Here is a 24,434-nt window from a genome sequence, read left to right on the forward strand (position 1 = left end):
TCGTCGAGGGGCCCGGGGATGCATGGGCCAGAACAATAACGATATGGTCATCCACAACATGAAACTATGCTTGGCACGCCTGGTCGCGGGCTCGGTGCTGGCTGCCGCCGTCGGCGCCGCCTGGGCCGACGATGCGATCCGGTTCGAGATCAGCCGCTTCGACGTGAGCGGCAATACGCTGCTGCCCGCAGCCGACGTGCAGGCCGCCGTCGCCCCGTACACGGGCACGGGCCGCGATTTCGGCGACGTCCAGCGCGCGCTGGAAGCGCTCGAGGCGCTGTACCACGCGCGCGGCTGGAACGTCGTCACCGTCCAGTTGCCGGAACAGGAACTCAATGGCGGCGTCGTGCGCCTGCACGTGGTGCAGACGACCGTGCGCCAGGTCGAGGTGACGGGCAACCGCTGGTTCTCCGAGGCGAACGTGCGCGCGAGCCTGCCCACGCTGGTCCCGGGTGCGACGCCCAACCTGGCCGAGGTGTCGCGCAACCTCCGACTCGTCAACGAGAACCCGGCGAAGAGGGTCAAGCTGAGCCTCGCCGGTGCGAACGGCGAAGACGCGGTCGACGCGAAGGTCGAAGTGGCCGACGAGCGTCCGTGGAAGGTGATGGTCAATGCCGACAACACGGGCACCGAGTCCACCGGCCAGACCCACGCGGGCGTGCTGCTGCAGCATGCGAACCTGTGGGGCCGCGACCACGTGGGCACGCTGCAGTACACGACGACGGCCGAGCGTCCGGACCGCGTGGCCGTGTGGGCCGCCGGCTACCACGTGCCGCTGTACGCGCTGGGCGATTCGATCGACCTGTTCGCGAGCTATTCGGACGTCGATTCGGGCGCCGTCAACGCCGGCCTGTTCGACCTCGCCGTGAGCGGCAAGGGCACGGTCTACGGCGGCCGCTACAACCACGTGCTGGCCAAGCGCGGCAACCTGGAGAGCCGCATCGTCCTTGGCTTCGACGTCAAGGCCTACCGCAACAACGTCGTCTTCGGCACGCAGAATTTCGGCAACGACGTCACCGTGCGTCCGCTGAGCATCGCCTGGGCCGGCAGCCACGCGACGGCCGACGGCCAGGCCGATTTCTCCATCGCCCTGCTGCAGAACGTACCGGGCGGCTCGCGCGGCAGCGCGGACGACTTCGCGGCCGTGCGCAGCGGCGCCAAGGCAGGCTACCGCATGGTGCGTTTCGCGGCCGCCTTCACCAACGTCGTGGCACGCGACTGGCAGACGCGCGTGCTGCTGAACGGCCAGTGGACGCACGACGCGCTGGTGCCGGGCGAGCAGTTCGGCGCCGGCGGCGCGACGTCCGTGCGCGGCTTCGGCGAGCGCGATCTCGCGACGGACACGGGCATCGTCTCCAACATCGAACTGTACACGCCCGACCTGTGCGGCCGCGCGGGCTGGCAATGCCGCCTGCTCGGCTTCTACGACACGGCCTGGGGCGAGCGCAATCGCGCACTCCCGGCCGAGCTGCATCGCACCGCGATCTCCAGCACGGGCCTCGGCCTGCGTGTCTCGGCGGGCGGCGCGGCCAGCGTGCAGCTCGACTACGGCCACGGCCTGCACGTGGGCCAGGTGGCGGCCACCAGCAGGAACAAGCTCCACGTGCGCGTGGCGCTCGCGTATTGAGGATCCATCCATGACTTCTTCCATCCAAAGACGGCTCGGTGCGCTGCTGCTCGCGGCGTGTTACTACGCCACCGGTTCCGCCGCGCCCACGCTGCCGCAGGTCGTCGCGGGCCAGGCGACGTTCAACCAGCAGGGCAACGTGTTCTCGATCACGAACACGCCCGGCGCGATCATCAACTGGCAGAGCTTCAATATCGGCGCAGGCGAGGTCACCCGCTTCATCCAGCAGGGCGCGGACAGCGCGGTGCTGAACCGCGTGCTGGGCCAGGACCCGACGAAGATCCTCGGCGCGTTGCAATCGAACGGCAAGGTCTTCCTGATCAACCCGAACGGCATCCTGTTCGGCCAGGGCGCGCGCGTGGACGTGAACGGCCTCGTGGCCTCCACGCTGGACATCGGCGATGCCGACTTCCGGGCGGGCCGCAAGCGCTTCCAGGCCGGCACCGTCGCGGGCAGCGTGCGCAACGAAGGCACGATCGCGACGCCGTCCGGCGGCCAGGTCTTCCTGATCGCGCCGCACGTCGAGAACACGGGCATCGTCACGGCGCCGAACGGCGACGTGATCCTCGCGGCGGGCCACAGCGTGCAGCTGGTGGATTCGAACGATCCGGACCTGCGTGTGGAGCTTTCCGCGCCGGCCGGACAGGCCATCAACCTGGGCCAGGTGATCGCGCAGGGCGGCCGCATCGGCATCTACGGCGCGCTCGTGAACCAGCGCGGCGTCGTCAACGCGGACAGCGCCGTCATGGGCGCGAACGGCCGCGTCGTCCTGAAAGCGACCCGCGCGGTAGCGCTGGACGCGGGCAGCGTGACGCGCGCCGCCGGTAGCGCGGGCGCGGACGGCGGCACGGTGCAGGTGCTGGGCGAGCAGGTGAATGTCGCCGCCGGCGCGGGCGTGGATGCGAGCGGCCGCAATGGCGGCACGGTGCTCGTCGGCGGCGGCTGGCAGGGCGGCGGCGGCATCGTGCGCGCGCAGACCACCAGCGTCGCGAAAGGCGCCGTCATCCGCGCCGACGGCAGTGCCGGCAACGGCGGCAAGGTCGTGCTGTGGTCCGACGGCGCGACGGCGGCGCACGGCGTCGTGTCCGCGCGCGGCAGCGCGGCCGGCGGCAAGGTCGAGACGTCGGGCCATGCGCTCGACGTGGACGGCATCGCGGTCGACGCCTCCGGCAGCAAAGGGAAGAACGGCACGTGGCTGCTGGATCCGTACGACATCGAGGTCGTGGCGGGCGGCACGGCGGGCACGGACAACGTCACCCGCGTGGCGCCCGCCACGTTGACGGCCCCCGGCACGGACGTCGTCCTGCAGGCGGAGCACGACCTCACCATCACGGACGCGCTGGACGCAGCCGCCAGCGTACGCGCGACGGCGGGCAACGACATCCGCATCAACGCCCAGGTGAGCGCGGGCGGCGACCTCGATTTCCGCGCGCAGAATGCGTTCACGCTGGGCGCGAACGGCCTGCTCAAGACCGGGAACTACATCGACATCAGCGCCAACTCGATCACGCTGGCGGGTGGCATCGCCGGTACCGGGCAGTTGCCGATCATGACCCTGACGTCGGCCGATCCGGGCCGCGCCATCAGCATCGGCACGGGCACCGGCAGCACCGGGGCGCTGGCGCTGGACGCCGCATCCCTGCAGCGCCTGAGCACCAACCTGTTCGAGATCAACGTGGGCAACAGCGCGCACAAGGGGACCGTGTCCGTCGACAGCGCGCTCTCCGCCGCGACCAACGTGGTGCTGGAAAACGCCGGCGACATCCACATCGGCGCGCCCGTCGACCTGACTGCGAACGCGGGCAGCCGCTTCATCGCGAGCCAGTACGCGCCGGGTGGCCGGATCGACGTCGCGGGCGGCGTGAAGGCTGCGAAATCCGTGCTGCTGCAGAGCGACTGGCTCGGGATCGGCGCGACCGTATCCGCCGACAAGGTCACGTTGCAGCCCAACAGCACGGGCACGCACATCAGCATCGGCGGCACGGGCCAGTCCGACGGCTTCATGATCGGCCAGGCGGCCCTGTCCAATGTGCAGACGAACGATCTCACGATCGGCGGGCTGGCCGGCGGCTGGGGCGGCATCGACGTCGACGGCGCCGCGAGCTTCGCGGGCGCGAAGCTGACCCTCGATGCGGGCGCCGGCGAGCTGGCGATCAAGGCGCCGCTGGGCGCGACCGGCACCGTGGCGCTGGCGTCCACCCTCGGCATCTACGAACGCGATACGGGCGCCCTCAGGGCGGGCAACGTGGCGCTGCGCGGCGGCCAGGTGATTCTCACCGGTGCCAACGAGATCGGCACGCTGTCCGGCAGTGCGGGCGGCGACACGTTCCACGTCGTGAACCGGGGCGCCCTGCGCATCGGCACCGTCGACGGCATGAGCGGCATCGCCGCGCCGAACGCCAGCGTGCAAGTCGTCACCGGCGGTCTCCTGGCGCTCGATGCCGGCATCGCCGGCGCCGACGCGACCCTGGACGCGGCGGGCATCGCGGGCAGCGGACTGCTGCAGGCCGGCACGCTGACGCTGAAGTCCAGCGCCGGCATCGGCACCACGACGAGCCCGCTCAAGACCCGCACCGGTGTCCTGACGGCGTCCAACCAGGGCACGGGCAGCCAGCCGATCAACATCGCCAACGATGGCCCGCTGCTGCTGCGCCGGGCCGTGCAGGATGGCGCGGGCAATGGCGGCGCGATCGCCATCGACAGCGTGGGCGGCATGACCGTGCCCGTGTTCGATGTCGAGAACGGCGCCGGCGAAGTGCGGACCAATAGCGGCGACATCAGCCTCACGACGCACAGCCCGCTGACCATCGATGGCCGCGTGGCGACGACGAGCGGCAACGTGCGTCTCTTCGCCGACAATGGCGGCGTCCTCAAGATCAGCGACAGCGCCAACGTGATGTCGGTCACCGGCAACGTCACCATCACGGCAGGCACCACGGAGATCGCGCCGAACAGGGTCACGGGCGCCCACGTCGACATCACTTCCACGAACGGTGGCACCACGACCCCGCCGCCGACGCCGACACTCGACGCCTGCCTCGCCGACCGCACCGCGGCCGGTTGCGCCCCCGTGCTGGCGGCCGCGCTGCAGGCCTGCACGGCGAATCCGTCCGCCCCGCACTGCGGCGAGATCATGCCGACGTACGAGACGTGCTCGGCCCAGCCCACCGCACCGGGCTGCGGTGCCATCATCAAGGAACACGACGCGATCACCGCGTGCATGGCCGACCCGAAGGCGCCGGGCTGCACGACCACGCTGCCCGTGTACGACGTCTGCAAGACGGCGCCGGCGACCTATGGCTGCGCGGTCGTCATCAAGGAACACGACGCCATCTCCGCCTGTATCGCCGATCCGAAAGCGCCGGGCTGCACGGCGACCCTGCCGCCGCTGGACCAGTGCCGCGCGGACGGCAGCGCCTACGGCTGCGCGGCCGTGCTGGCGCGCGCCCGGTTCGACGCCTGCCTCGCGAATCCGTCCGGCGCGGGCTGCGGCGACGTCCTGCCGAAGCTGGACGTGTGCAAGCTGACGCCGTCGCTGGAAGGTTGTACGCAGGTGCTGGCGCTGGGCTTCCAGGCCTGCCTCGCGAACCCGCACGATGCGAGCTGCAGCGGCATCCTGCCCACGCTGACGCAATGCCAGGGCAATACGAAGCTGCCCGGCTGCGACGCCGTGCTGCCGACCCTGGCGCAATGCATCGGCAGCCCGAGCCTGCAGGGTTGCGACGTGCGCCTGCCGAGCCTCGCGGTGTGCGCGGCGGCGCCGAACACGGCGGGCTGTGAAGCCGTGCTGCCGACGGCGTCGTTCTGCAGCACGCATCCGGGCGATGCCGTCTGCGTGGTGTTCGGCGGCAGCGGCGGCGCCGGCCAGGACGCGAAGGGCACGCCGGTGGCCCAGGCGGTACAGACGGTCGTCCAACTCATCAACACGTCGACGCCCACTGTCTCCGGCAGCGGTGCCGACAAGAGCGACAAGGACGCGGCGGCCGCCAAGCCGGGCGAACGCCTGTCGGGCCTCGCGCAAGCGGAACTATCTGGAGTCAAGAATGAAAAACCTGCGACCAAAATGTACTGCAATTGAGGCGCTGGCCCGGGTCCTGCTGTGCGCCGTGCTGCTGTGCGGCGCAGGCGCGGCATGGGCAGGGCAGGCCGTGGGCATCGTGGAGCACCTGAGCGGGCCGCTGATGGACCGCAAGGCCGACGGCACCGTCAAGATACTCGCAGCGAAGTCGGAAGTGGAGAGCGGCGACACGCTCGTGGCGGAGAAGAACACCTACGCGCAGATCCGCTTCATCGACAACAGCGAGATCACGCTGCGACCGGGCACGACCTTCAAGATCGACAACTTCGCGTATGACGCCGACAAGCCGGAAGCCGACAGCGCCGCATTCAGCCTCGTGAAGGGCGGCCTGCGCTCGATCACGGGCCTGCTGGGCAAGCGCAACAAGGAGAAGTTCCAGCTCAAGACGCCGGCCGCCACGATCGGTATCCGCGGCACGACGTTCATCGCGCAGTGGGTCGAAGACGCGGCCGCGGCGAAGCAGGCGCCGGGGCCGGTCACGCCCGGTCTCGTGCCCGACCTGGCGCCGGGTCTGCACGTGGCCGTCCTGGACGGCATGATCGTCGTGACGAACCCGGGCGGCGCCCAGCATTTCCAGGCCGGCCAGTTCGGCTTCGTGCCCAACATGACCGTGCCGCCGATCGTGATCCCGCAGAATCCGGGGCTGAAGTTCACTCCGCCGCCGACGTTCAATATCGGTACGGGTGGACCGCTGGCGTCGCAGGGGCCTGAGGCGCAGCAGAACAAGGTGGATTGCATCGTGCGCTAAGCCGCACGGCAAAACAACGTCGCCCCTGCGCAGGCAGGAGCCCGATTTTGCAAGCGCTGCGGTAACGCCAGCAAAATTGGGCCCTCGCCTTCGCGGGGACGACGGTGACAAAAAAAGCCTGTGCACCTTCCGATGCACAGGCTTTTTGTCTGGAACTACCGACGTTACAGCACGTCGCTCGCGTGATCCGCCAGGCGCGAACGCTCGCCGCGTGCCAGGGTCACGTGGCCGCCGTGACCCCAGCCCTTGAAGCGGTCGACCACGTACGTCAGGCCGCTCGAGCCCTCGGTGAGGTAAGGCGTGTCGATCTGCGCGATGTTGCCGAGGCAGAGGATCTTCGTGCCCGGACCCGCGCGCGTGACCAGCGTCTTCATCTGCTTCGGCGTCAGGTTCTGCGCCTCGTCGATGATGAGGAATTTGTTCACGAACGTGCGGCCGCGCATGAAGTTCAGCGACTTGATCTTGATGCGCGAACGGATCAGGTCCTGCGTCGCCGCGCGGCCCCAGTCGCCGGCGTCGCCGTCGCCCTTCATCAGCACTTCCAGGTTGTCGTCGAAGGCGCCCATCCACGGCGACATCTTTTCTTCCTCGGTGCCCGGCAGGAAGCCGATGTCTTCGCCGACGGGGACCGTCACGCGGGTGACGATGATCTCGTTGTAGACCTTCGTCTCCAGCACCTGCGCGAGACCGGCGGCCAGCGCCAGCAGCGTCTTGCCCGTACCGGCCTGGCCGAGCAGCGAGACGAAGTCGACTTCCGGATTCATCAGGAGGTTCAGCGCGAAGTTCTGCTCGCGGTTGCGCGCCGTGATGCCCCACACGTTGTTCTTGTTGCTGGAATAGTCGCGCAGGGTCTGCAGCACGGCGGTCTTGCCGTTGATCTGCTTGACCTGGGCGTACAGCGGCGCTTCGCCGTTCTTCGGTTCCAGGTACACGAACTGGTTGACGAGTAGGGTCGGGATCAGCGGACCCGTGATGCGGTAGAACGTGGACGAGTAGCCGCCCTTGATCTCCTGCCACGATTCGACGCCCTTGCCGTGCTTCGTCCAGAAGTCGTCCGGCAGCTGGACGATGCCCGAGTACAGCAGGTCGGTGTCTTCCAGCACGTGGTCGTTGAAGTAGTCTTCCGCGGCCAGGCCCAGCGCACGCGCCTTGATGCGCATGTTGATGTCCTTCGACACCAGCACGATCGCGCGGCCCGGCTGCTCCGCTTCCAGCGCGCGCACGACACCGAGGATCTGGTTGTCGGCCTTGCCGGACGGGAGACCCTCCGGCAGGGCGGCGCCGTTCAGGCGCGTCTGGAAGTGCAGGCGGCCCTTCGCATCCTTGTTGCCCAGCTTGGCCAGCGGGATGCCGGTCTCGATGGCGTCGTCGTCGACATTGGCGATCAGCGCGTCCAGCGTACGCGAGACCTGGCGTGCGTTGCGCGCGACCTCCGACATCCCCTTCTTGTGGTTGTCGAGTTCTTCCAGCGTCATCATCGGCAGGTAGACGTCGTGTTCCTCGAAGCGGAACAGCGAGGTCGGGTCGTGCATCAGCACGTTCGTGTCGAGCACGAACACCTTCGTGGTGCCCGACGTGTCGGCCTTGCGGCTCGCTTGCGACTTGACGTTGACCTCGACCGGCTTGTGCTTGGCCGGATGCGGTTCGTTCATGTCGCTCTCGCGCAGCTTGGCGCCGGCGCCTTCGGCCTTCGCCTTGCCGGGTTTCGCGGGCTTTTCGCCGCGTGCGGGCATCGGGGGCGTGGGTGGCGCAGCCACCGGCGTGTCTTCGCGCGCGGGCGCCTCGGCCAGCAGGGCGGCCTTCGACTTGCGCGGCTTCGTCGCCTTGGGGGCCGGCACGGCCGGGCCGCTGATCAGGTCTTCGACGGGGTCGTTTTCCGCTTTCGCGGTTGCGCGCACAGGCGTCTTGCCCGGTTCGGCCCTCGGGTAATCCTTGGCCAGCAAAATGGTTGCCGGCTTGGTGGGGAGTTTAGGCAGTGGCATCAGGTTCTCAATCCAGAAAAAAAGTCGGAAAAACGCACCGCACGGCACGCGCGCGCCGCCGGGCAGACAGATGCAACTGGGGGGAGCTGCGAGGCGCCGGCGAGCCCAGACGGGGGCCCTGGCCGGCAGCCAGATTGGAATGATGCGGTGAGGTAAAACAGTGACTCAAAATAGGCGAACGCTCGGCTAAAGGTTTGTAAGAACCATCGCCAGCCCGCTCTTCAAGGCTGGCTTTGTAGAAATTCCAGCACTTCTTGGACGTGATCATTGACTTTCACGCCACGCCATTCTTTCACCAACTTGCCGTCAGCGTCAATGACAAACGTACTGCGCTCGACCCCCCGCACTTTTTTGCCGTACATATTCTTCATCTTCATGACGTCGAACTGGGTGCACACGGCTTCGTCCGGATCGGAAATCAGTTCGAAGGGCAGGCCCAGCTTGGTCTTGAAGTTTTCGTGCGAGCGCAGGGAATCGCGGCTGATGCCGTAGACGTCGGTGTTCAGCGCCTTGAATTCGTCGTAGCGGTCGCGGAAGTTCATCGCTTCCGTCGTGCAGCCGGGAGTATTATCTTTGGGATAGAAGTACAGCACCGTGTAGCGCGCGGGGCGACCGTTCAGTTGAAAAGTCCCGTCGCCGGTCATCGGCGCGCTGAAATTCGCCAAGGGCGCGGCGGCGCCGTCTGCGGTTGCGGGTGCTGCGGTTGGGCTTTCGGCCACGGTTTTCTCCTGTCTCGCGGCCCTAGCACCGCGTGCTTACATAGTCTTGTCGAGGATGATCAGTTCGCCCGATCGTCCCGGTAACTCGCCCCACTGGACCGGATGCTCGGGCAGCGGGTCGCCTTTTATCTTCTCATAATAGTCCGCCATCGAGGCAAGTCGGTAGCCCTGGGCTTTCCAACCTGACAACAGCTGCTCGAATATGGGGGCGAGTTTCTGTCCTTCAAGCTCTGCGTGCAAGGTATACACGTGGTCGCGTTGCGGATCGGCCGTCAGCTTGAGCAAGTGGGCGGCGATATTGTTCTCGTCGATGACGGTGCCGTCGATCTCGCGGCCCAGCAGCTCGTCCAGCGTGGGCAGCGTGGTGGGCATCTGGATGTGCGACAGGCCCCGGTAGCGGTACGGGCCGAACTGCGGATCGGCCAGCGAGCCGTCGTCGCGCAACTGGGCGCGGCCGTCGGATGCGTAGCGGTAGCCGACGGCATCATGACGGGCGAACGCATGCGGGTTCATCTGCCAGCCCGCCGCGCCGTGCGTGTGCGGCGGCTCGCCGAACACCTGCGTATAGCGCTGCTCGCTCTTCTTCATCATGCGGTCCGTCCACGCGGCGTCACGCCCGCGCACGTTGTCCTGCCACCAGACGTGGTCCCACGTGTGGATGCCGCATTCGAAGCCGGCGTCGCGCGCGGCGCGCATCTCGGCCGCCGCCTTCGCCCCGATGTCCGGGCCGGGCAGCAGCACGCCGTACATCAGCGTCCTGACGCCGTAGTGCTCAACCACGGACGTGCGCGACACCTTCTGGAAGAAGCCGGGACGCAGCGCGCGCCGCATCGCCCATCCCGTGTGGTCGGGGCCCAGCGAAAACAGGAACGTCGCCCCGGCCCCGTGCTTGCTCAGCATGCGCACGAGGTTGGGCACGCCTTCGCGCGTGCCGCGGTAGGTGTCGACGTCGATCTTGAGGACGAGCAGCGGTGCCAAGGTCGTTCCTTAATCGACGAGGGCCTGGGCCGCCGCGACCTGGCCGCGGTAGGCGTCGAAGATGTGGCGCAGCGCGTCCGCCATCGTCACGGACGGCGCCCAATCGAGATCGTTCTTCGTGTTCTCGATCTTCGGCACGCGGTTCTGCACGTCCTGGTAGCCGGTGCCGTAGTAGGCGCCCGAGCTGGTCTCGACGATCTGCACCTTCTGCGCGCCGGCCGCGTATTCCGGGTACTCGGCCGCGAGCTTCATCATCATGTCGGCCAGTTCGCGGATCGAATAGTTATTCGTCGGGTTGCCGATGTTGTAGATCTGGCCGGTGGCACGGCCGTCCTTGTTCTCGATGATCTTCATGAGCGCCGAGATGCCGTCGTCGATGTACGTGAAGGCGCGTTTCTGGTGGCCGCCGTCGACGAGCTGGATGGTCTCGCCGCGCACGATGTGGCCGAAGAACTGCGTCAGCACGCGCGACGAACCTTCCTTCGGCGTGTGGATCGAATCCAGGCCGGCGCCGATCCAGTTGAACGGACGGAACAGCGTGAAGTTCAGGCCTTCCATGCCGTAGCCCCAGATCACGCGGTCCATCAACTGCTTGGCGCAGGCGTAAATCCAGCGCGGCTTGTTGATCGGGCCGTAGACCAGTTCCGAGTTCTCCGGATCGAATTCGGCGTCGCGGCTCATGCCGTAGACTTCCGACGTCGACGGGAAGATCAGGTGCTTCTTGTACTTCGCGGCCGAGCGGACGATCGGCAGGTTCGCCTCGAAGTCCAGCTCGAAGACTTTCAGCGGTTCCTTCACGTACGTCGACGGCGTCGCGATCGCCACCAGCGGGAGAATCACGTCGCACTTCTTGACGTGGTACTCAACCCACTCCTTGTTGATGGTGATGTCGCCTTCGAAGAAGTGCATGCGCGGGTTGCCGAGCAAGTGGCTGATGCGGTCGGACGACATGTCCATGCCGTAGACTTCCCAGTCGGTCGTCTCGAGGATGCGCTTGGACAGGTGGTGGCCGATGAAGCCGTTGACGCCGAGGATGAGGACTTTTTTCATGTGGGTTTTCCTGGATGCTTGTTCAGGCCTGGCCTTCTGCGAGTTGTGCCCGCAGTTCGGCAGGGGAGATGCGCAGGCCGTCGGCCAGCAGGCTGTGGATGACCAGCGCGCGGCCGTCGCCGCAGACGCCGAGGATGGCATTATCGACGACCGCAAGACCCGGCGAGAGGCCCTGAACATTACCGTTCTGTAATCGAGCGCGTTCGATGACGTAGCGGCGCGGCCCGACGTCCGTGAAGGCGCCGGGGTAGGGCGGGGCGACGGCGCGGTGCAGGTTGTACACCTCCTGCGCCGGTTTGGTCCAGTCGATGCGGCCGTCTTCCGGCTTGCGGCCGCCGAAGTAGCCGCCTTTCGTCAGGTCGTTGGGCGTGCGCGGTGCGGTGCCGGCGAGGAGGCTCGGCAGCACGTGGTACAGCGCCAGCTCCGCGGCGACCGTCACCTTGCCGAACACTTCGAACGCGGTGTCGTCCGGCAGGATCGGCACGGCCTGCTGGGCGACGATGGCGCCGGCGTCCGGTTTCACCGTCATCTCGTGCAGGGTGGCGCCCGTCTCGGTGGCGCCGTGCAGCACGGCCCAGTTGGTGGGCGCGCGGCCGCGGAACGCCGGCAGCAGCGAGCCGTGCATGTTGTACGCGGGCGCGATGTCGAGGATCGCCTGCGGCAGCATGTGGCGGAAGTAGAAGCTGAACATCAGGTCCGGCTGCGCGGCCTTGATCGCTTCCACCAGGTCGGCGCCTTTCGCATCGATCGGCGTGAGGTAGGGGATGCCTTCGGTCTCGCACAGCGAGAGGACGGATTCGAACCAGATGTTTTCGGTGGCGCTGTCCTGGTGCGTGATGACGAGCGCGACGTCGACGCCGCCGGCCAGCAGCACCTTCAGGCAGCGCACGCCCACGTTGTGGTAGGCGAAGACGACTGCGCGTTTGCGGGGTTGGGTCATAGTGTTCGAGTCAATTTGGGATGAGCATGCAAAACACCGTCATCCCCGCTTTCGCGGGAACGACGATTTTATGGCCGCGGCCAGATACTCAGCGCGCGACCTGCCGCTTCTCGATCCCGTCGAGTTCCGCCAGGTCCGGCGGCACGCCCTCCAGGATCGTCGCGACGACGTAGCGCGGCCGTGCGCGCACCTGCTGGTAGATGCGGCCCACGTATTCGCCCACGAGGCCGATGCCGAACAGGATCACGCCCATGAAGAAGAACGCGATCGCGAACAGCGTGAACACGCCTTCCGCCTCGGCGCCCAGCAGGAAGCGGCGGAAGATGAGCACGATCACCAGCAGCGCCGACAGCAGCGACAGGGTCATGCCCAGCAGCGAGAACATCTGCAGCGGCACGAGCGAGAAGCCCGTCATCAGGTCAAAGTTCAGGCGAATGAGGCTGTACAGCGAATACTTCGATTCGCCGGCCGCGCGTTCCTCGTGCTCGACGACGATTTCCGTCGGCTTGCGCGCGAACTTGTACGCGAGCGCCGGCACGAAGGTGTTCACTTCGCCGCACTGGTTGACGAGGTCGATCACGTTGCGGCCGTACGCGCGCAGCATGTTCCCCTGGTCCGTGATGTGGATGTTCGTGATGCGCTCGCGCACCCGGTTCATCGCCTTCGATGCCACCGTGCGCCACGCGGAATCCTGGCGCTTGCGGCGGATCGAGCCCACGTAGTCGTAACCCTCGCGCATCTTGGCGATCAGCTTGTGGATCTCTTCCGGCGGGTTCTGCAGGTCGGCGTCGAGCGTGATAACGATCTGGCCGCGCGTCTGCTCGAAGCCCGCGAGGATCGCCATGTGCTGGCCGTAGTTGCCGTTGAAGAGGACGACGCGCGTGACGTCCGGGCGCTTGCGGTACTGATCCGCGAGGATCGCCACCGAGTTGTCGCGGCTGCCGTCGTTGACGAAGACGACTTCGTACGCGATACCGAGCGCATCCATGGCGGGGTACAGGCGCGCGAACAAATTCGCCAGGCCCGCTTCCTCGTTATAGACCGGAATGACGACCGAGACTTCCGGTTTCATCGCCACCGCCGTCATTTTGCGAGCACCGCTTTGACTGCGTTGACCGCGCGTTCGACGTCGGCGAACGTCATCGCATTGAACATCGGCAGCGTGACGGTCAGGCGGCCGATCTTCTCGGCGACGGGGAACATCCCTTCCTTGAAGCCGCGCTCGCGGTACAGCGTGAACAGGTGGATCGGCGCGTAGTGGTAGCCGGTGCCGACGTTGTGTTCCTTCTGCATGCGGGTCATGAAGTCGGCGCGCGTGCCGGGGCCGTTGTCCGGCAGGATGATCTGGAACAGGTGCCAGTTGCTCGTGCCGAAGGCCTGGATCGGCAGCTGGGCGCCGGTCTGCGCCTCGAAATCGGGGCCGAAGCAGTCGAAGTAATGGCGCGCCAGCGCGGCGCGGTGCGCCGTCAGCGTCTCCAGGTTCTTCATCTGGCCCAGGCCGATGGTGGCCATGATGTCGCTCATGTTGTACTTGCCGCCCAGGACGTCGACGTCGATGCCGTCCACGCCGCTGCGCGTCACGCCCTGCAGGCGGTACTTCTCGGCCAGGCGCGCTTCTTCCAGGTTGTTCAGCACGAGGCAACCGCCTTCGCCCGTCGTGATGTTCTTGTTGGCCTGGAAGCTGAACGACGCGAAGTCGCCGAACGAGCCGATGCGCTTGCCGTTCCACAGCGAGCCGATGGCCTGCGCGGCATCCTCGACGACGCGCAGGTCGTGCTTGCGCGCGATCGCGTACAGGCGGTCCATGTCCAGCGGCAGGCCGGAGAGGTACACGGGGATGATCGCCTTCGTACGCGGGGTGATCGCGGCTTCCAGCTTGTCCAGGTCCATGTTGCGCGTGACTGGGTCGATGTCGGCGAAGACCGGCGTCGCGCCCACCTCGAGGATCACGTTGGCGGTGGCCGGCCACGAGACCGGCGTCGTGATCACTTCATCGCCCGGCTTGATGCCGGCGATGCGCAGCGCGATCTCCATCGTGCAGGTGCCGGAATTGAAGGTGCGGACCGGGCGGCCGCCGAAGTATTCCGACAGCAGGGCCTCGAATGCCTGGTTTTTCGGACCGGTCGTGATCCAGCCGGAGCGCAGCACTTCGCCGACGGCGGCGATGGTCTCTTCGTCGATGGTGGGCCGGGAAAAGGGCAGGAAGGGCAGCTCGGCAGTCATGGGAAACTCGTTATTCTCTTGATAAAGATATATGCGGACAAAGCGGGCATTGTAACAGCGCCCTGTCCGACGCTAAATTAGGTTCTCGCCAGCAACACGACGCCCACCACGATGACGCCGATGGCCGCCAGGCGCTGCGGCGACACCACCTCGCCCAGGAACATCCACGCGCCGAACGCGGACACGACATAGCCCAGCGACAGCATCGGATACGCGATCGTCACGTCCGTGCGCGACAGGCCGATGATCCACACGACCAGCGAGATGGCGTAGCACGCCAGGCCGCCCAGGATCGGCAGCTGGGTCACGACCTTGACGAAGGTCTCGAACCAGTTGCTCATGGTGAGGTGGATGGCGCCGCCGATGGCGTTGGTGCCCGCTTTCAGCAGCAGCTGGGCACAGGCGTTCAGGATCACGCCGGAGATGATGAAGGCAAAGGTGGTGAGGTTCATTCGGGAGTATCAAAAATTCGCGATGACGGTACGGCGCGCGTCCGCCGCCACGATGCGCAGGGGGACGCCCTGGCGCTGCAGGTCCGCGGCGATCTCGGGACGGGTGATCGCCACGTCGTGCACGCCCGCGGCCGCATCGCGCCGCCAGCGGGCGACGAACTCGGGAATCGTCGGGATCGTGAGTTCCGGTTGCTGCTGGAGGCCGAAGTCGAACTCGTCGCGGTAATCGACGAGCGTCACGGGACGGCCGAGATAGAAGGTCAGTGACTGCTCGTAGATGCCGACCGAGTAGACTTTCACGGCCGGATTCGCGGCGCCGGCGGCCTTCAATGCGGGCAGCAGGTTGACGCCCGCGCGCACCTGGCCGATCGGCTCGAAGCCGACGAGCAGCAGCTGCGTACCGGCGAAACCGGCGACGGCCAGCACGACGACGAACAGGTCGCGCAGCATCTGGCGTGCGTACAGCAGGGCGAGGCAGCCGCCGATCAGCAGCACGAGGCCGGCCGCAAGCACCCACGGCTGATAGGCCGCGTACAGCACGTCCTCGCCCGCATGCTTGGCGAACTTCAGCATGAACGGGACGGTGACGAGGAAGCCCACGCCCAGCAGCGCCGTCAGGGCCGCCGTGACCATGCGGCCGCGGCGCGTGCCGGCGTCCAGGTAGACCGCCACCAGCAGCGCGACGGCGGGGAACACGGGCAGGATGTAGCCGGGCAGCTTGGAATTCGACTTGGTGAAGAACAGCGTGATGAACGCGACCCACACGAGCAGCATCAGGCGCGGGCGGAATTTGGTCGTCTCGCCGTCGCGGCGGGCGGCGCCGATCAGGCTTTGCACCAGCACGCCGACCCACGGCACGCTGCCGGCGGCCAGCAGCACGAAGAAGATGTACCACGCCGCTTCGCGGTGGTGTTCCTTCTTGAGGAAGCGGTCGAAGTGTTCGTGGACGAAGAAGAAGTGCGGCTGCTCCGGATTCTTCAGCCCGACCAGCACGAACCACGGCGTGGCGATCAGGAAGAACAGGAGCAGGCCTTTCACGAGGTGCAGGCGCTTCCAGATGGCCCAGTCGCGCGAGAAGATCGTGTAGAACACGAGCACGCCGCCCGGCAGCACGAGGCCGATCAGGCCCTTGGACAGCACGGACAGCGCCATGCCGGCCCAGCACACGAGCATCCAGTTGCGGCGCTCGGACTCGGACGCATCGTCGCGCTGGGCGATGAGGAGGGCGCACAGGGCCACCGTCATCATGCCGGACAGGCCCATGTCGAGCGAATCGATCTGGCTGCACGCGACCCAGTAGAACGAGGAACCGAGCACCAGCGCGGCGTAGAAGCCGATGCGTGCGCCGAACACGCGCGTGCCGGCGACGCCGGTCAGGACGACGCCGAGCAGGCCGCACAGGCCCGTCCACAGGCGCGCCTGCCAGTCGCCGAGGCCGAACAGGGTGAACGACAGGGCGTTCATCCACGTCTGCAGCGGGGGCTTTTCGAAATACTTGATGCCGTTCAGGCGCGTCGTGATCCAGTCGCCGCTGGCGAACATCTCGCGCGCCATCTCGGCGTAGCGGCCTTCATCCGGCGGCACGAGCGTGCGCGCGCCCAGTGCGTACAGCAGGACGGCGGCAAAGACGATCAGCAGGGTCCAGGTGAGGGTTTTATTCCGGTGCAGGTCGTTCATGCGGCCTTCGCGTCCCCTTCGATGATCAGCGCCAGCGTCACCTTGCGGCCTTCGCCCATCAGGATGTTGTAGGTGCGGCAGGCGGCGTGGCTGTCCATGCTTTCGACGCCGATGCGCTGGCTGGACAGGCTGGTGACGAGGCGCGGATGCACGAAGCGCTGGCGCTCGCCGGTGCCGAGGATGACGACGTCCGGCTTGTCGGCTGCGATCGCCTCGAAATGCTCGGCTTTCAGGTCCTCGAAGCGCGTGACGGGCCACGCGCGCGGTGCCACTTCGGGCATCACGAGCACGCTGTAGTCGAAGCGCTGGGCGTTGATCTCGACGCCGGCCTGGTCGTAGCCGGTGACAGTCTGGTATTTTTCGGTGCTGCTGGAATGGAGCTTCATGATGGCAAGCCGGGGAATGACAGGCACAGGGCGCGTATTGTAACTGGTTTCCACCACGTCCCAGCAATGGCGGGTTGCTTAATCCTTGCGCTTTGGGCAGAATGGAATTTTTCGCATTGCAACAACGCGCTACAGATCAGGCTGCTTAACAGGCACTTTTCCGCAGCTTTTATTTCCAAGGTGATATTTTGCGACCGATTCTGAAATCCAACAAGCTCGACGACGTCTGCTACGAGATCCGTGGCCCGGCGCTGCAGATCGCGCGCCAGATGGAGGAAGACGGCCACAAGATCATCAAGCTGAACATCGGCAACCTGGCCGTGTTCGGGTTCGACCCGCCGGACGAGATCGTGCGCGACATGATCCTCAACATGCAGAACTCGGCCGGCTACACGGATTCCAAGGGCATGTTTGCACCGCGCAAGGCGATCATGCATTACACCCAGGAAAAAAATATCCGCGGCGTCGGCATCGACGACATCTACCTGGGCAACGGCGCCTCCGAACTGATCGTGATGGCGATGCAGGGCCTGCTGAACAGCGGCGACGAAGTCCTCGTCCCGGCGCCGGACTACCCGCTGTGGACGGCGGCCGTCAGCCTGGCCGGCGGCAATCCGGTGCATTATGTCTGCGACGAACAGGCCGGCTGGCTGCCCGACATCGACGACATGCGCAAGAAGATCACGCCGAACACGCGCGCGATCGTCGTCATCAACCCGAACAACCCGACCGGCGCGCTGTATTCGCGCGACGTGCTGCTGGAAATCGTCGAACTGGCGCGCCAGCACCAGCTGATCGTCTACGCCGACGAAATCTACGACAAGACGCTGTACGACGGCGAGGAGCACGTGTCGCTCGCCTCGCTGGCCGACGACGTCCTGTTCGTCACGCTGAACGGCCTGTCGAAGAACTACCGTTCGTGCGGCTACCGCGCCGGCTGGATGGTCCTCTCCGGCGAAAAACGCCATGCGAAGGACTATATCGAAGGCCTGAACATGCTCGCGTCGATGCGCCTGTGCGCCAACGCGCCGGGCCAGTTCGCGATCCAGACCGCGCTCGGCGGCCACCAGAGCATTGCGCACCTCGTGGCCCCCGGCGGCCGCCTCGCACGCCAGCGCGACCTGGCTCACCAACTCCTGACCGATATCCCGGGCGTTACCTGCGTCAAGCCAAAAGCGGCGCTGTACATGTTCCCACGCCTCGACCCGAAGATCTACCCGATCGCCGATGACCAGCAATTTATCTGTGAGCTGTTGTCCGAGGAAAAAGTCCTGCTGGTGCAAGGCACTGGCTTCAACTGGAAGACGCCGGACCATTTCCGCCTGGTCTTCCTCCCCAATTCCGACGACCTGACGGATGCGTGCGGCCGTATCGCCCGCTTCCTCGATGGCTACCGGCGCCGCCACGCGCGCTGAGAACGACAGACAGCAGACAGTACATTCATATGAAACCCATCAAAGCAGGCTTGCTCGGCCTCGGCACCGTCGGTGCCGGCACCTACCACGTCCTCCAACGCAACCAGGAAGAGATCCGCCGCCGCGCCGGCCGCGGCATCGAGGTTGCGATGGTCGCCGTCCGTAACCTCGAACGCGCCAAGCGCATCGTCGGCAGCGAAGTGGAGGTCGTCGCCGACCCGTTCGCCGTCGTGAACAATCCGGACATCGACATCGTCGTCGAACTGATCGGCGGCTACGACCTGACGCGCGAACTGGTGCTGCAGGCGATCGCCAACGGCAAGCACGTCGTCACCGCCAACAAGGCGCTGCTGGCGCTGCACGGCAACGAGATCTTCGAGGCGGCCCAGGCCAAGGGCGTGATGGTGGCGTTCGAAGCGGCCGTCGCCGGCGGCATCCCGATCATCAAGGCGCTGCGCGAAGGTCTGTCCGCGAACCGCATCGAATCCGTGGCCGGCATCATCAACGGCACGACGAACTTCATCCTGTCCGAGATGCGCGACAAGGGCCTGGATTTCAACACCGTGCTGAAGCAGGCGCAGGAACTGGGCTATGCGGAAGCGGATCCGACCTTCGACATCGAAGGCGTGGACGCGGCGCACAAGCTGACCATCATGTCCGCCATCGCGTTCGGCATCCCCGTGCAGTTCGGCAGCGCCCACATCGAGGGCATCAGCCAGCTGCAGGCCGTGGACCTGCGTTACGCCGAACAGCTGGGCTACCGCATCAAGCTGCTGGGCATCACGCGCCGCACGACGGTCGACGGTAAAGAGGGTATCGAACTGCGCGTGCACCCGACCCTCGTGCCGGGCGCGCGCCTGATCGCGAACGTCGAAGGCGCGATGAACGCCGTGCTCGTGCAGGCCGACGCCGTCGGTGCGACGCTGTACTACGGCAAGGGCGCCGGCGCCGAGCCGACCGCCTCCGCCGTCATCGCCGACCTGATCGACGTGACCCGCCTGGCGACCGCCGACCCGTATTCGCGCGTGCCGCACCTGGCGTTCCAGCCGACGGAACTGGCCGACGTGCCGATCCTGCCGATGGAAGAGATCCGCACCAGCTACTACCTGCGCGTGACCGTGCAGGACCAGCTGGGCGTGATGGCCGACCTGACCCGCATCCTGGCCGACGCCGGCATCTCGATCGACGCCGTGCTGCAGAAGGAGCCGGGCGAGAAGGCGCGCACGGACATCGTCATCATCACCCACCAGACCCGCGAAAAATACGTCAACGCCGCGATCGCCAAGATCGAGAGCCTGGCGACGACCGTGGGCAAGGTGGTGCGCATCCGCCTGGAAAGCCTGGGCTGATCGTCCTCGCTCGAAGCGAAGCCGCCGCCGTGCGAACGGCAGGCGGCTTTTTTTACGTCTCATGGTGCGGTGCGCCAGCGCCGCGCGAGCGGGATGGGAGCCAGGCCGATGTGGCCGAGGAAGCCATCCGCGAACTCATCCACGCAGCGGCTTTCCACCTGTGTCGGCGCGTGCAGCGGGGCGGTGGTGAGCGCCAGCAGGCGGCGCTCGATGTGGTCGAACAGCGCGTCGTCCGCGCCGGGCGATGGGGGAGGGAAGTCGGTCGTTTTCATCCGCACATCTTACCTGTGCTGCGGCGCACAAGAAATCATGTCCGAAGGCATGCTTGCGGTCGCTCAACGATGTGAGAATGTGCTGCAACGCATGCTTATCTGCGCGCAATGTGCGGTGAAAAATGGATTTTTTTGAAGTCGCGTGGCGTCATACCGGCAGGCGCGCCACGCGAGCTTCGATTCGAGATTACGGGTACAGGCCGCGCACTTCACGCGCCTGCAGGATGCGCGTGCAGGCCACGATGAACGTCGCGGTGCGCAGGCTCACCTTCTTCTCCTGAGCGACGTCCCACACGGCGCCGAACGCGCTCTGCATGATGCGGGTGAGGCGGGCATTGATCTCGTCTTCCGTCCAGAAGAAGCTGGAAAAATCCTGGACCCATTCGAAGTACGACACGGTGACGCCGCCCGCGTTGGCCAGCACGTCCGGCACGACGAGGACGTCCTTGTCAGCCAGGATGTCGTCGGCTTCCGGCGTCGTCGGGCCGTTCGCGCCTTCCAGGATGATCTTCGTCTTGAGCCTCGCCGCGACGTCCGCCGTGATCTGCCGCTCCAGCGCGGCCGGGATCAGGATGTCGGACTCGATGTCCCAGAACGCGTCGCGGTCCAGCGTCGCATCCGCGCCGGGGAAGCCTTTCACGCCGCCCGCTTCGGCCACGTGCTTGTGCAGCTGCGCGACGTCGAGGCCGCCTTCGCGCACGATGGTGCCCGTGTGGTCCTGCACGGCGACGATCTTCGCGCCGGCATCCGCGAAGATCGTGGCGGCGGTGCCGCCCACGTTGCCGAAGCCCTGGATGGCGATGCGCGCGCCGGCCAGCGCCACGCCGCGCCGCGTCGCCGCTTCCTGGCCGACGACGAACACGCCGCGGCCCGTCGCTTCACGGCGCCCCAGCGAGCCGCCGAGCGAGATCGGCTTGCCCGTCACGACGCCCGTCGACAGATTCCCTTCGATCATGGCATACGAATCCATCATCCAGGCCATGACCTGTTCGTTGGTGTTCACGTCGGGCGCGGGGATGTCCTTCGTCGGGCCGATCAGCATGCTGATCTCGCTCGTGTAGCGGCGCGTGAGGCGCTGCAGCTCGCCCTTCGACAGGGTGGACGGATCGACGCGGATGCCGCCCTTGGCGCCGCCGTACGGCACGTTGACGGCCGCGTTCTTGACCGACATCCAGGCCGACAGCGCCATCACTTCCGACAGCGTCACGTCCTGGTGGAAGCGCACGCCGCCCTTGCCCGGACCGCGCGACAGGTTGTGCTGGACGCGGTAGCCCTCGTAGTGCGCGATGGTGCCGTCGTCGCGTTCGATCGGCACGTCCACGGTCAGGATGCGCTTCGGACGCTTCAGCGTTTCGACCCAGCGCGACAGGCTGCCCAGGTGCGGGGCGACGCGGTCGACCTGTTGCAGGTACTGGCCCCACGGGCCGAGGTCGTTCGGGTTCAGATAGGAAGGGATGTAGTCGTGGCTCATGGCAGGTCTCCGTGTGTGGTTCAAGGCTGAGCGCATCATAGGATGGGCTGCCGGAGCCTGGCCAATGCTGCTTGCGCATGCGGTCATGCGCAAAAAGCATGGCGGTGTTTGCGTGACTTGCGCGGGCCGACAGCCACATGTTCGTCGATGCGCCTTCGCTCACCTTTCGGCGATCTGTGAGGCGTTCTTGGCTTGGCGGCATTGCTTCCAGCGCGTGCGCCGCGGCCAGCCTGCCATCCAGAACCTTCTTCAAGACCGTCGGCGTGCGTGATGTTGTGGCGTGTGCGGGCGGTCTTGAGGAGCTGGCCGAGGTTGGATGCGGTAGAGAGCGTGTGCTAGTCAGGCGCGAAGGGCATGGAAAATATCCGAATAGCAGATAAAACGGATTTAGCTGATATTCGGATAAATCGCAGGCTCCCGGCCAAGTGGCCGGTCCGCTGTAGCACGCGCCGGATGATCGACCGGATAATTGACACCGGCACATCCGCCATCGACCCTGCAGGCGTCTGCAACGCCTGCTCCAACTAGCGATGTGACATACCAGACGCGAACACCGCCACCAGCATCACGTCGCCGACTGCTGCGCGACGAGGTATTCCCACAGTTCCGCGACGATCTGCTTGCCCGGCCGCGCATCGGACGGCCGTTCGCGATACAGCCGGATCTCCATCTCGATCTCCCACTGTCCGGGTTCGCTGGCCCGCGCCAGTTGCCCCTGCGCGACCTCGCGCGTGACGGCGGATTCGGGCAGGAACGCGATGCCGTGGCCATCGAGCGCCATCATCTTGAGGCCTTCCGCCATGTCGGTCTCGTAGCGCTTGTCGAAGTGCAGGCCGGGCTTCGCGTCGGCGAGGATCAGGTCCACCATCCGCCCGAGGTAGGCGTTCGTCGTGTAGGAGAGGAATGGCAGCGGCGCGTCCCTGCGGCCGGGCAGGCGGTATTCCGCCTGGCTGTCCGCGCCGCAGCGGGCGTACGCACACAACGCCTCGCGGCCCATCAGCAGCATGTCGTAGCGGCCCGGGTCGAGCTGCACCGGCTGGCGCGGATGGTGGTAGCACAGCAGCAGGTCGCACCCGCCTTCGACGAGCTGCAGCACCGCGTCATGGACGTTGAGGGCGATGAGGCGGCTGTTGATCGACGCGAAGTCGCGTTCCAGCGCGGCGAGCCACTTCGGCACGAACGTGAGCGACAGCGTGTGCGGGACGGCCAGGTCGATCGTCTTCGTCGCCGTGACGCGGTTGTTGCGCAGCATCTCGCGCACGCCGTTGATCTGCCCGAGCATTTCCAGTGCCTGTTCGTAGAAGATCATGCCGGCCGGCGTGACGCGGGTGGGGAACGTGGTGCGGTCGATCAGGTCCGTGCCGAGCCAGTTTTCCAGCGAGCGGATGCGGCGCGAGAACGCGGGCTGCGTCACGTGCCGCAACTGCGCGGAGCGGCTGAAGTTCTTGGTCTCGACCAGTGAAATGAAATCTTCCAGCCATTTGGTTTCCATGCCGCGTCCCGCACCGTTGAATATCGCGGCATTGTAAGGCCATTCCCGGCCCCGCAGACAGGGCCTTGCGGCGCCTTCCAATTATTCATACAGCCCCCGCCGAGCGCGTCCCGAAAGTTGGACGCTCCGGGCTGGCTAACTTCAGTTTCCAAAATAAAACACATTTGTAATCAGGAGTTTACGACGTAAATATTTCAAAGATCTCTCTGGCATGCGGCTTGCTGTTGTGGTCGCACCCGGTTCCCGCCGGGTCACGACAACACGCGGCGACAGTAAAACGCCGCGATTCTTGGAGATCAAAGTGAAAAAGAAGCGTCCCCTGACCCTGTACATCCTGATCGCGATGGTGCTGGGCGCCGCGGTCGGCTACGGCCTGCATGAAACCGTCGCCGACAAGGCGATCAGCGCCGACATCGCCGCCCACATTTCCATCGTCACCGACGTGTTCCTCCGGTTGATCAAGATGATCATCTCGCTGCTCGTGTTCTCGACGCTGGCCGTCGGCATCGCGCACATGGGCGACGGCCGCGCCGCGGGCCGCATCGGCATGAAGGCCATGGCCTGGTTCGTGATCGCGTCGCTGGTCTCGCTGAGCCTGGGCATGTTGCTGTCGAATGTGATGCAGCTGGGCGCGCACCTGAACCTGCCGCTGCCGCCGGTCGACGCGGCCACGGGCCTGAAGACCACGGCGTTCACCTTGAAGGACTTCGCCGCCCACCTGGTGCCGAAATCGCCGATCGAGGCGATGGCCAACAACGAGATCCTGCAGGTGCTCGTGTTCGCGCTGTTCTTCGGCGCCGCGCTGGGCGCGCTGGGCCCCGCCGCCTCCGGTCTCACCGCCGTGATCGACCAGCTGGCGCAGGTGATGCTGCGCATTACCGGCGTCATCATGAACATGGCGCCGCTGGCAGTGTTCGCGGCGATGGCCTCCATCATCACCACCAACGGCCTGGGCATCCTCTTCACGTTCGCCAAGTTCATGGGCGGCTTCTACCTCGGTCTCGTGACGCTGTGGTTGCTGCTGATCCTGGGCGGCTCGCTGTTCATCGGCAAGCGCGTGCTGCACCTGCTGGCGCTGATCCGCGAACCGTTCCTGCTGGCGTTTTCCACCGCCAGCTCGGAAGCCGCGTATCCCAAGCTGCTGCTGGCGCTCGACCAGTTCGGCGTGCAGCGCAAGATCTCCAGCTTCGTGCTGCCGATGGGGTATTCGTTCAACCTGGACGGCTCGATGATGTACTGCACCTTCGCCGTGCTGTTCATCACGCAGGCGTACGGCATCGACCTGTCGCTGGGCACGCAGATCACCATGCTGCTGCTGCTGATGCTGACCTCCAAGGGCATGGCCGGCGTGCCGCGCGCGTCGCTGGTCGTCATCGCCGCCACGCTGAACCAGTTCCACATTCCCGAAGCGGGCCTGCTGCTCCTGATGGGTATCGACCAGTTCCTCGACATGGGCCGCTCGGCCACCAATGCCGTCGGCAACGCCGTCGCCACGGCCGTCGTCGCCAACTGGGAAGGCGCGCTGGAAGAAAAACCGCAACAGGTCGCACCCGTCGTCGCGCAAGTCGGCTGACC

The 24,434-nt window shown here is 66.2% G+C and carries 19 protein-coding genes; 6 read left to right on the forward strand and 13 right to left on the reverse strand.

Going from position 1 to position 24,434, the window contains the following annotated elements; all coding sequences use genetic code 11:
• Positions 1 to 70: 70 nt before the first annotated feature.
• The 3 genes from ACEN9H_RS05930 to ACEN9H_RS05940 are packed head-to-tail and all read left to right on the forward strand — an operon-like array spanning position 71 to position 6,453.
• A complete protein-coding gene (locus tag ACEN9H_RS05930; RefSeq protein ID WP_413674089.1) occupies positions 71 to 1,627 on the forward strand; it encodes a ShlB/FhaC/HecB family hemolysin secretion/activation protein in 1,557 nt (518 codons plus the stop codon).
• Between the two features lie 10 nt (positions 1,628 to 1,637).
• The gene (locus tag ACEN9H_RS05935; protein ID WP_413674090.1) at positions 1,638 to 5,705 is read left to right on the forward strand and encodes a filamentous hemagglutinin N-terminal domain-containing protein; all 4,068 of its coding nucleotides are present in this window, start codon (positions 1,638 to 1,640) and stop codon (positions 5,703 to 5,705) included.
• Positions 5,671 to 6,453, forward strand: coding sequence for a FecR domain-containing protein (locus tag ACEN9H_RS05940; protein ID WP_413674091.1), 783 nt, complete (start codon positions 5,671 to 5,673; stop codon positions 6,451 to 6,453). Before ACEN9H_RS05935 ends, ACEN9H_RS05940 begins: the two co-directional genes overlap by 35 nt.
• Before the next feature lie 164 nt (positions 6,454 to 6,617).
• Here the strand turns inward: ACEN9H_RS05940 and ACEN9H_RS05945 are convergent, their stop codons facing one another.
• The 10 genes from ACEN9H_RS05945 to ACEN9H_RS05990 all read right to left on the reverse strand — a co-directional run bounded on the left by ACEN9H_RS05945 (position 6,618) and on the right by ACEN9H_RS05990 (position 16,860).
• Positions 6,618 to 8,435, reverse strand: coding sequence for a PhoH family protein (locus ACEN9H_RS05945; protein ID WP_056136756.1), 1,818 nt, complete (start codon positions 8,433 to 8,435; stop codon positions 6,618 to 6,620).
• A gap of 221 nt (positions 8,436 to 8,656) precedes the next feature.
• Positions 8,657 to 9,154, reverse strand: coding sequence for a peroxiredoxin (locus ACEN9H_RS05950; protein ID WP_371767560.1), 498 nt, complete (start codon positions 9,152 to 9,154; stop codon positions 8,657 to 8,659).
• 36 nt (positions 9,155 to 9,190) lie between these two features.
• Complete coding sequence (locus ACEN9H_RS05955; RefSeq protein ID WP_056136761.1) at positions 9,191 to 10,132, reverse strand: polysaccharide deacetylase family protein; 942 nt, start codon at positions 10,130 to 10,132, stop codon at positions 9,191 to 9,193.
• A 9-nt stretch (positions 10,133 to 10,141) separates the two neighbouring features.
• Entirely contained in the window at positions 10,142 to 11,182 is a 1,041-nt protein-coding gene (locus tag ACEN9H_RS05960) for a bifunctional UDP-4-keto-pentose/UDP-xylose synthase (RefSeq protein WP_413674092.1), read from the reverse strand.
• Positions 11,183 to 11,204: 22 nt separating this feature from the next.
• Positions 11,205 to 12,122 (reverse strand): formyltransferase, encoded by a 918-nt coding sequence (locus tag ACEN9H_RS05965; protein WP_413674093.1) that lies wholly within the window; start codon positions 12,120 to 12,122, stop codon positions 11,205 to 11,207.
• 88 nt (positions 12,123 to 12,210) lie between these two features.
• Entirely contained in the window at positions 12,211 to 13,194 is a 984-nt protein-coding gene (locus ACEN9H_RS05970) for a glycosyltransferase (protein WP_413674094.1), read from the reverse strand.
• An 11-nt stretch (positions 13,195 to 13,205) separates the two neighbouring features.
• Positions 13,206 to 14,345 (reverse strand): DegT/DnrJ/EryC1/StrS family aminotransferase, encoded by a 1,140-nt coding sequence (locus tag ACEN9H_RS05975; protein WP_413674095.1) that lies wholly within the window; start codon positions 14,343 to 14,345, stop codon positions 13,206 to 13,208.
• A gap of 77 nt (positions 14,346 to 14,422) precedes the next feature.
• A complete protein-coding gene (locus ACEN9H_RS05980) occupies positions 14,423 to 14,797 on the reverse strand; it encodes a 4-amino-4-deoxy-L-arabinose transferase (RefSeq protein ID WP_413383871.1) in 375 nt (124 codons plus the stop codon).
• A gap of 9 nt (positions 14,798 to 14,806) precedes the next feature.
• Complete coding sequence (locus ACEN9H_RS05985) at positions 14,807 to 16,474, reverse strand: glycosyltransferase family 39 protein (protein WP_413674096.1); 1,668 nt, start codon at positions 16,472 to 16,474, stop codon at positions 14,807 to 14,809.
• Positions 16,471 to 16,860 (reverse strand): Mth938-like domain-containing protein, encoded by a 390-nt coding sequence (locus ACEN9H_RS05990; protein ID WP_413674097.1) that lies wholly within the window; start codon positions 16,858 to 16,860, stop codon positions 16,471 to 16,473. The genes ACEN9H_RS05985 and ACEN9H_RS05990 overlap by 4 nt, the downstream gene beginning before the upstream one ends.
• 188 nt (positions 16,861 to 17,048) lie before the next feature.
• Between ACEN9H_RS05990 and ACEN9H_RS05995 the strand changes: the two genes are divergently transcribed.
• Together ACEN9H_RS05995 and ACEN9H_RS06000 are read left to right on the forward strand one after the other, a co-directional pair.
• Entirely contained in the window at positions 17,049 to 18,275 is a 1,227-nt protein-coding gene (locus ACEN9H_RS05995; RefSeq protein WP_056136773.1) for a pyridoxal phosphate-dependent aminotransferase, read from the forward strand.
• A gap of 29 nt (positions 18,276 to 18,304) precedes the next feature.
• Positions 18,305 to 19,624 (forward strand): homoserine dehydrogenase, encoded by a 1,320-nt coding sequence (locus ACEN9H_RS06000; RefSeq protein ID WP_036233023.1) that lies wholly within the window; start codon positions 18,305 to 18,307, stop codon positions 19,622 to 19,624.
• A gap of 59 nt (positions 19,625 to 19,683) precedes the next feature.
• Here the strand turns inward: ACEN9H_RS06000 and ACEN9H_RS06005 are convergent, their stop codons facing one another.
• The 3 genes from ACEN9H_RS06005 to ACEN9H_RS06015 form a co-directional block, all read right to left on the reverse strand.
• Positions 19,684 to 19,896, reverse strand: coding sequence for a hypothetical protein (locus ACEN9H_RS06005; RefSeq protein ID WP_413674098.1), 213 nt, complete (start codon positions 19,894 to 19,896; stop codon positions 19,684 to 19,686).
• A gap of 187 nt (positions 19,897 to 20,083) precedes the next feature.
• Positions 20,084 to 21,367, reverse strand: coding sequence for a Glu/Leu/Phe/Val family dehydrogenase (locus tag ACEN9H_RS06010; RefSeq protein ID WP_413674099.1), 1,284 nt, complete (start codon positions 21,365 to 21,367; stop codon positions 20,084 to 20,086).
• Between the two features lie 565 nt (positions 21,368 to 21,932).
• Positions 21,933 to 22,859: a LysR substrate-binding domain-containing protein gene (locus ACEN9H_RS06015; protein WP_413674100.1), complete on the reverse strand. Its 927-nt coding sequence runs from the start codon at positions 22,857 to 22,859 to the stop codon at positions 21,933 to 21,935.
• A gap of 301 nt (positions 22,860 to 23,160) precedes the next feature.
• On the opposite strand from ACEN9H_RS06015, the gene ACEN9H_RS06020 reads away from it, so the two are divergent.
• Positions 23,161 to 24,432, forward strand: a complete 1,272-nt coding sequence (locus ACEN9H_RS06020) for a dicarboxylate/amino acid:cation symporter (protein ID WP_413674101.1) — start codon at positions 23,161 to 23,163, stop codon at positions 24,430 to 24,432.
• The last annotated feature ends 2 nt before the right edge of the window (positions 24,433 to 24,434 follow it).

The organism is Massilia cellulosiltytica, assembly GCF_047325105.1.
In the GTDB taxonomy this organism is placed as follows: domain Bacteria; phylum Pseudomonadota; class Gammaproteobacteria; order Burkholderiales; family Burkholderiaceae_D; genus Telluria; species Telluria orientalis.

Coding starts and splice junctions, on each gene's coding strand:
- ACEN9H_RS05960 (WP_413674092.1), bottom strand. CDS start 11,182: ATGAAAAAAGTCCTCATCCTCGGCGTCAACGGCTTCATCGGCCACCAC.
- ACEN9H_RS05935 (WP_413674090.1), top strand. CDS start 1,638: ATGACTTCTTCCATCCAAAGACGGCTCGGTGCGCTGCTGCTCGCGGCG.
- ACEN9H_RS06015 (WP_413674100.1), bottom strand. CDS start 22,859: ATGGAAACCAAATGGCTGGAAGATTTCATTTCACTGGTCGAGACCAAG.
- ACEN9H_RS05970 (WP_413674094.1), bottom strand. CDS start 13,194: ATGAAACCGGAAGTCTCGGTCGTCATTCCGGTCTATAACGAGGAAGCG.
- ACEN9H_RS05990 (WP_413674097.1), bottom strand. CDS start 16,860: ATGAAGCTCCATTCCAGCAGCACCGAAAAATACCAGACTGTCACCGGC.
- ACEN9H_RS05945 (WP_056136756.1), bottom strand. CDS start 8,435: ATGCCACTGCCTAAACTCCCCACCAAGCCGGCAACCATTTTGCTGGCC.
- ACEN9H_RS06000 (WP_036233023.1), top strand. CDS start 18,305: ATGAAACCCATCAAAGCAGGCTTGCTCGGCCTCGGCACCGTCGGTGCC.
- ACEN9H_RS05965 (WP_413674093.1), bottom strand. CDS start 12,122: ATGACCCAACCCCGCAAACGCGCAGTCGTCTTCGCCTACCACAACGTG.
- ACEN9H_RS06005 (WP_413674098.1), bottom strand. CDS start 19,896: ATGAAAACGACCGACTTCCCTCCCCCATCGCCCGGCGCGGACGACGCG.
- ACEN9H_RS05975 (WP_413674095.1), bottom strand. CDS start 14,345: ATGACTGCCGAGCTGCCCTTCCTGCCCTTTTCCCGGCCCACCATCGAC.
- ACEN9H_RS06010 (WP_413674099.1), bottom strand. CDS start 21,367: ATGAGCCACGACTACATCCCTTCCTATCTGAACCCGAACGACCTCGGC.
- ACEN9H_RS05985 (WP_413674096.1), bottom strand. CDS start 16,474: ATGAACGACCTGCACCGGAATAAAACCCTCACCTGGACCCTGCTGATC.
- ACEN9H_RS05940 (WP_413674091.1), top strand. CDS start 5,671: ATGAAAAACCTGCGACCAAAATGTACTGCAATTGAGGCGCTGGCCCGG.
- ACEN9H_RS05980 (WP_413383871.1), bottom strand. CDS start 14,797: ATGAACCTCACCACCTTTGCCTTCATCATCTCCGGCGTGATCCTGAAC.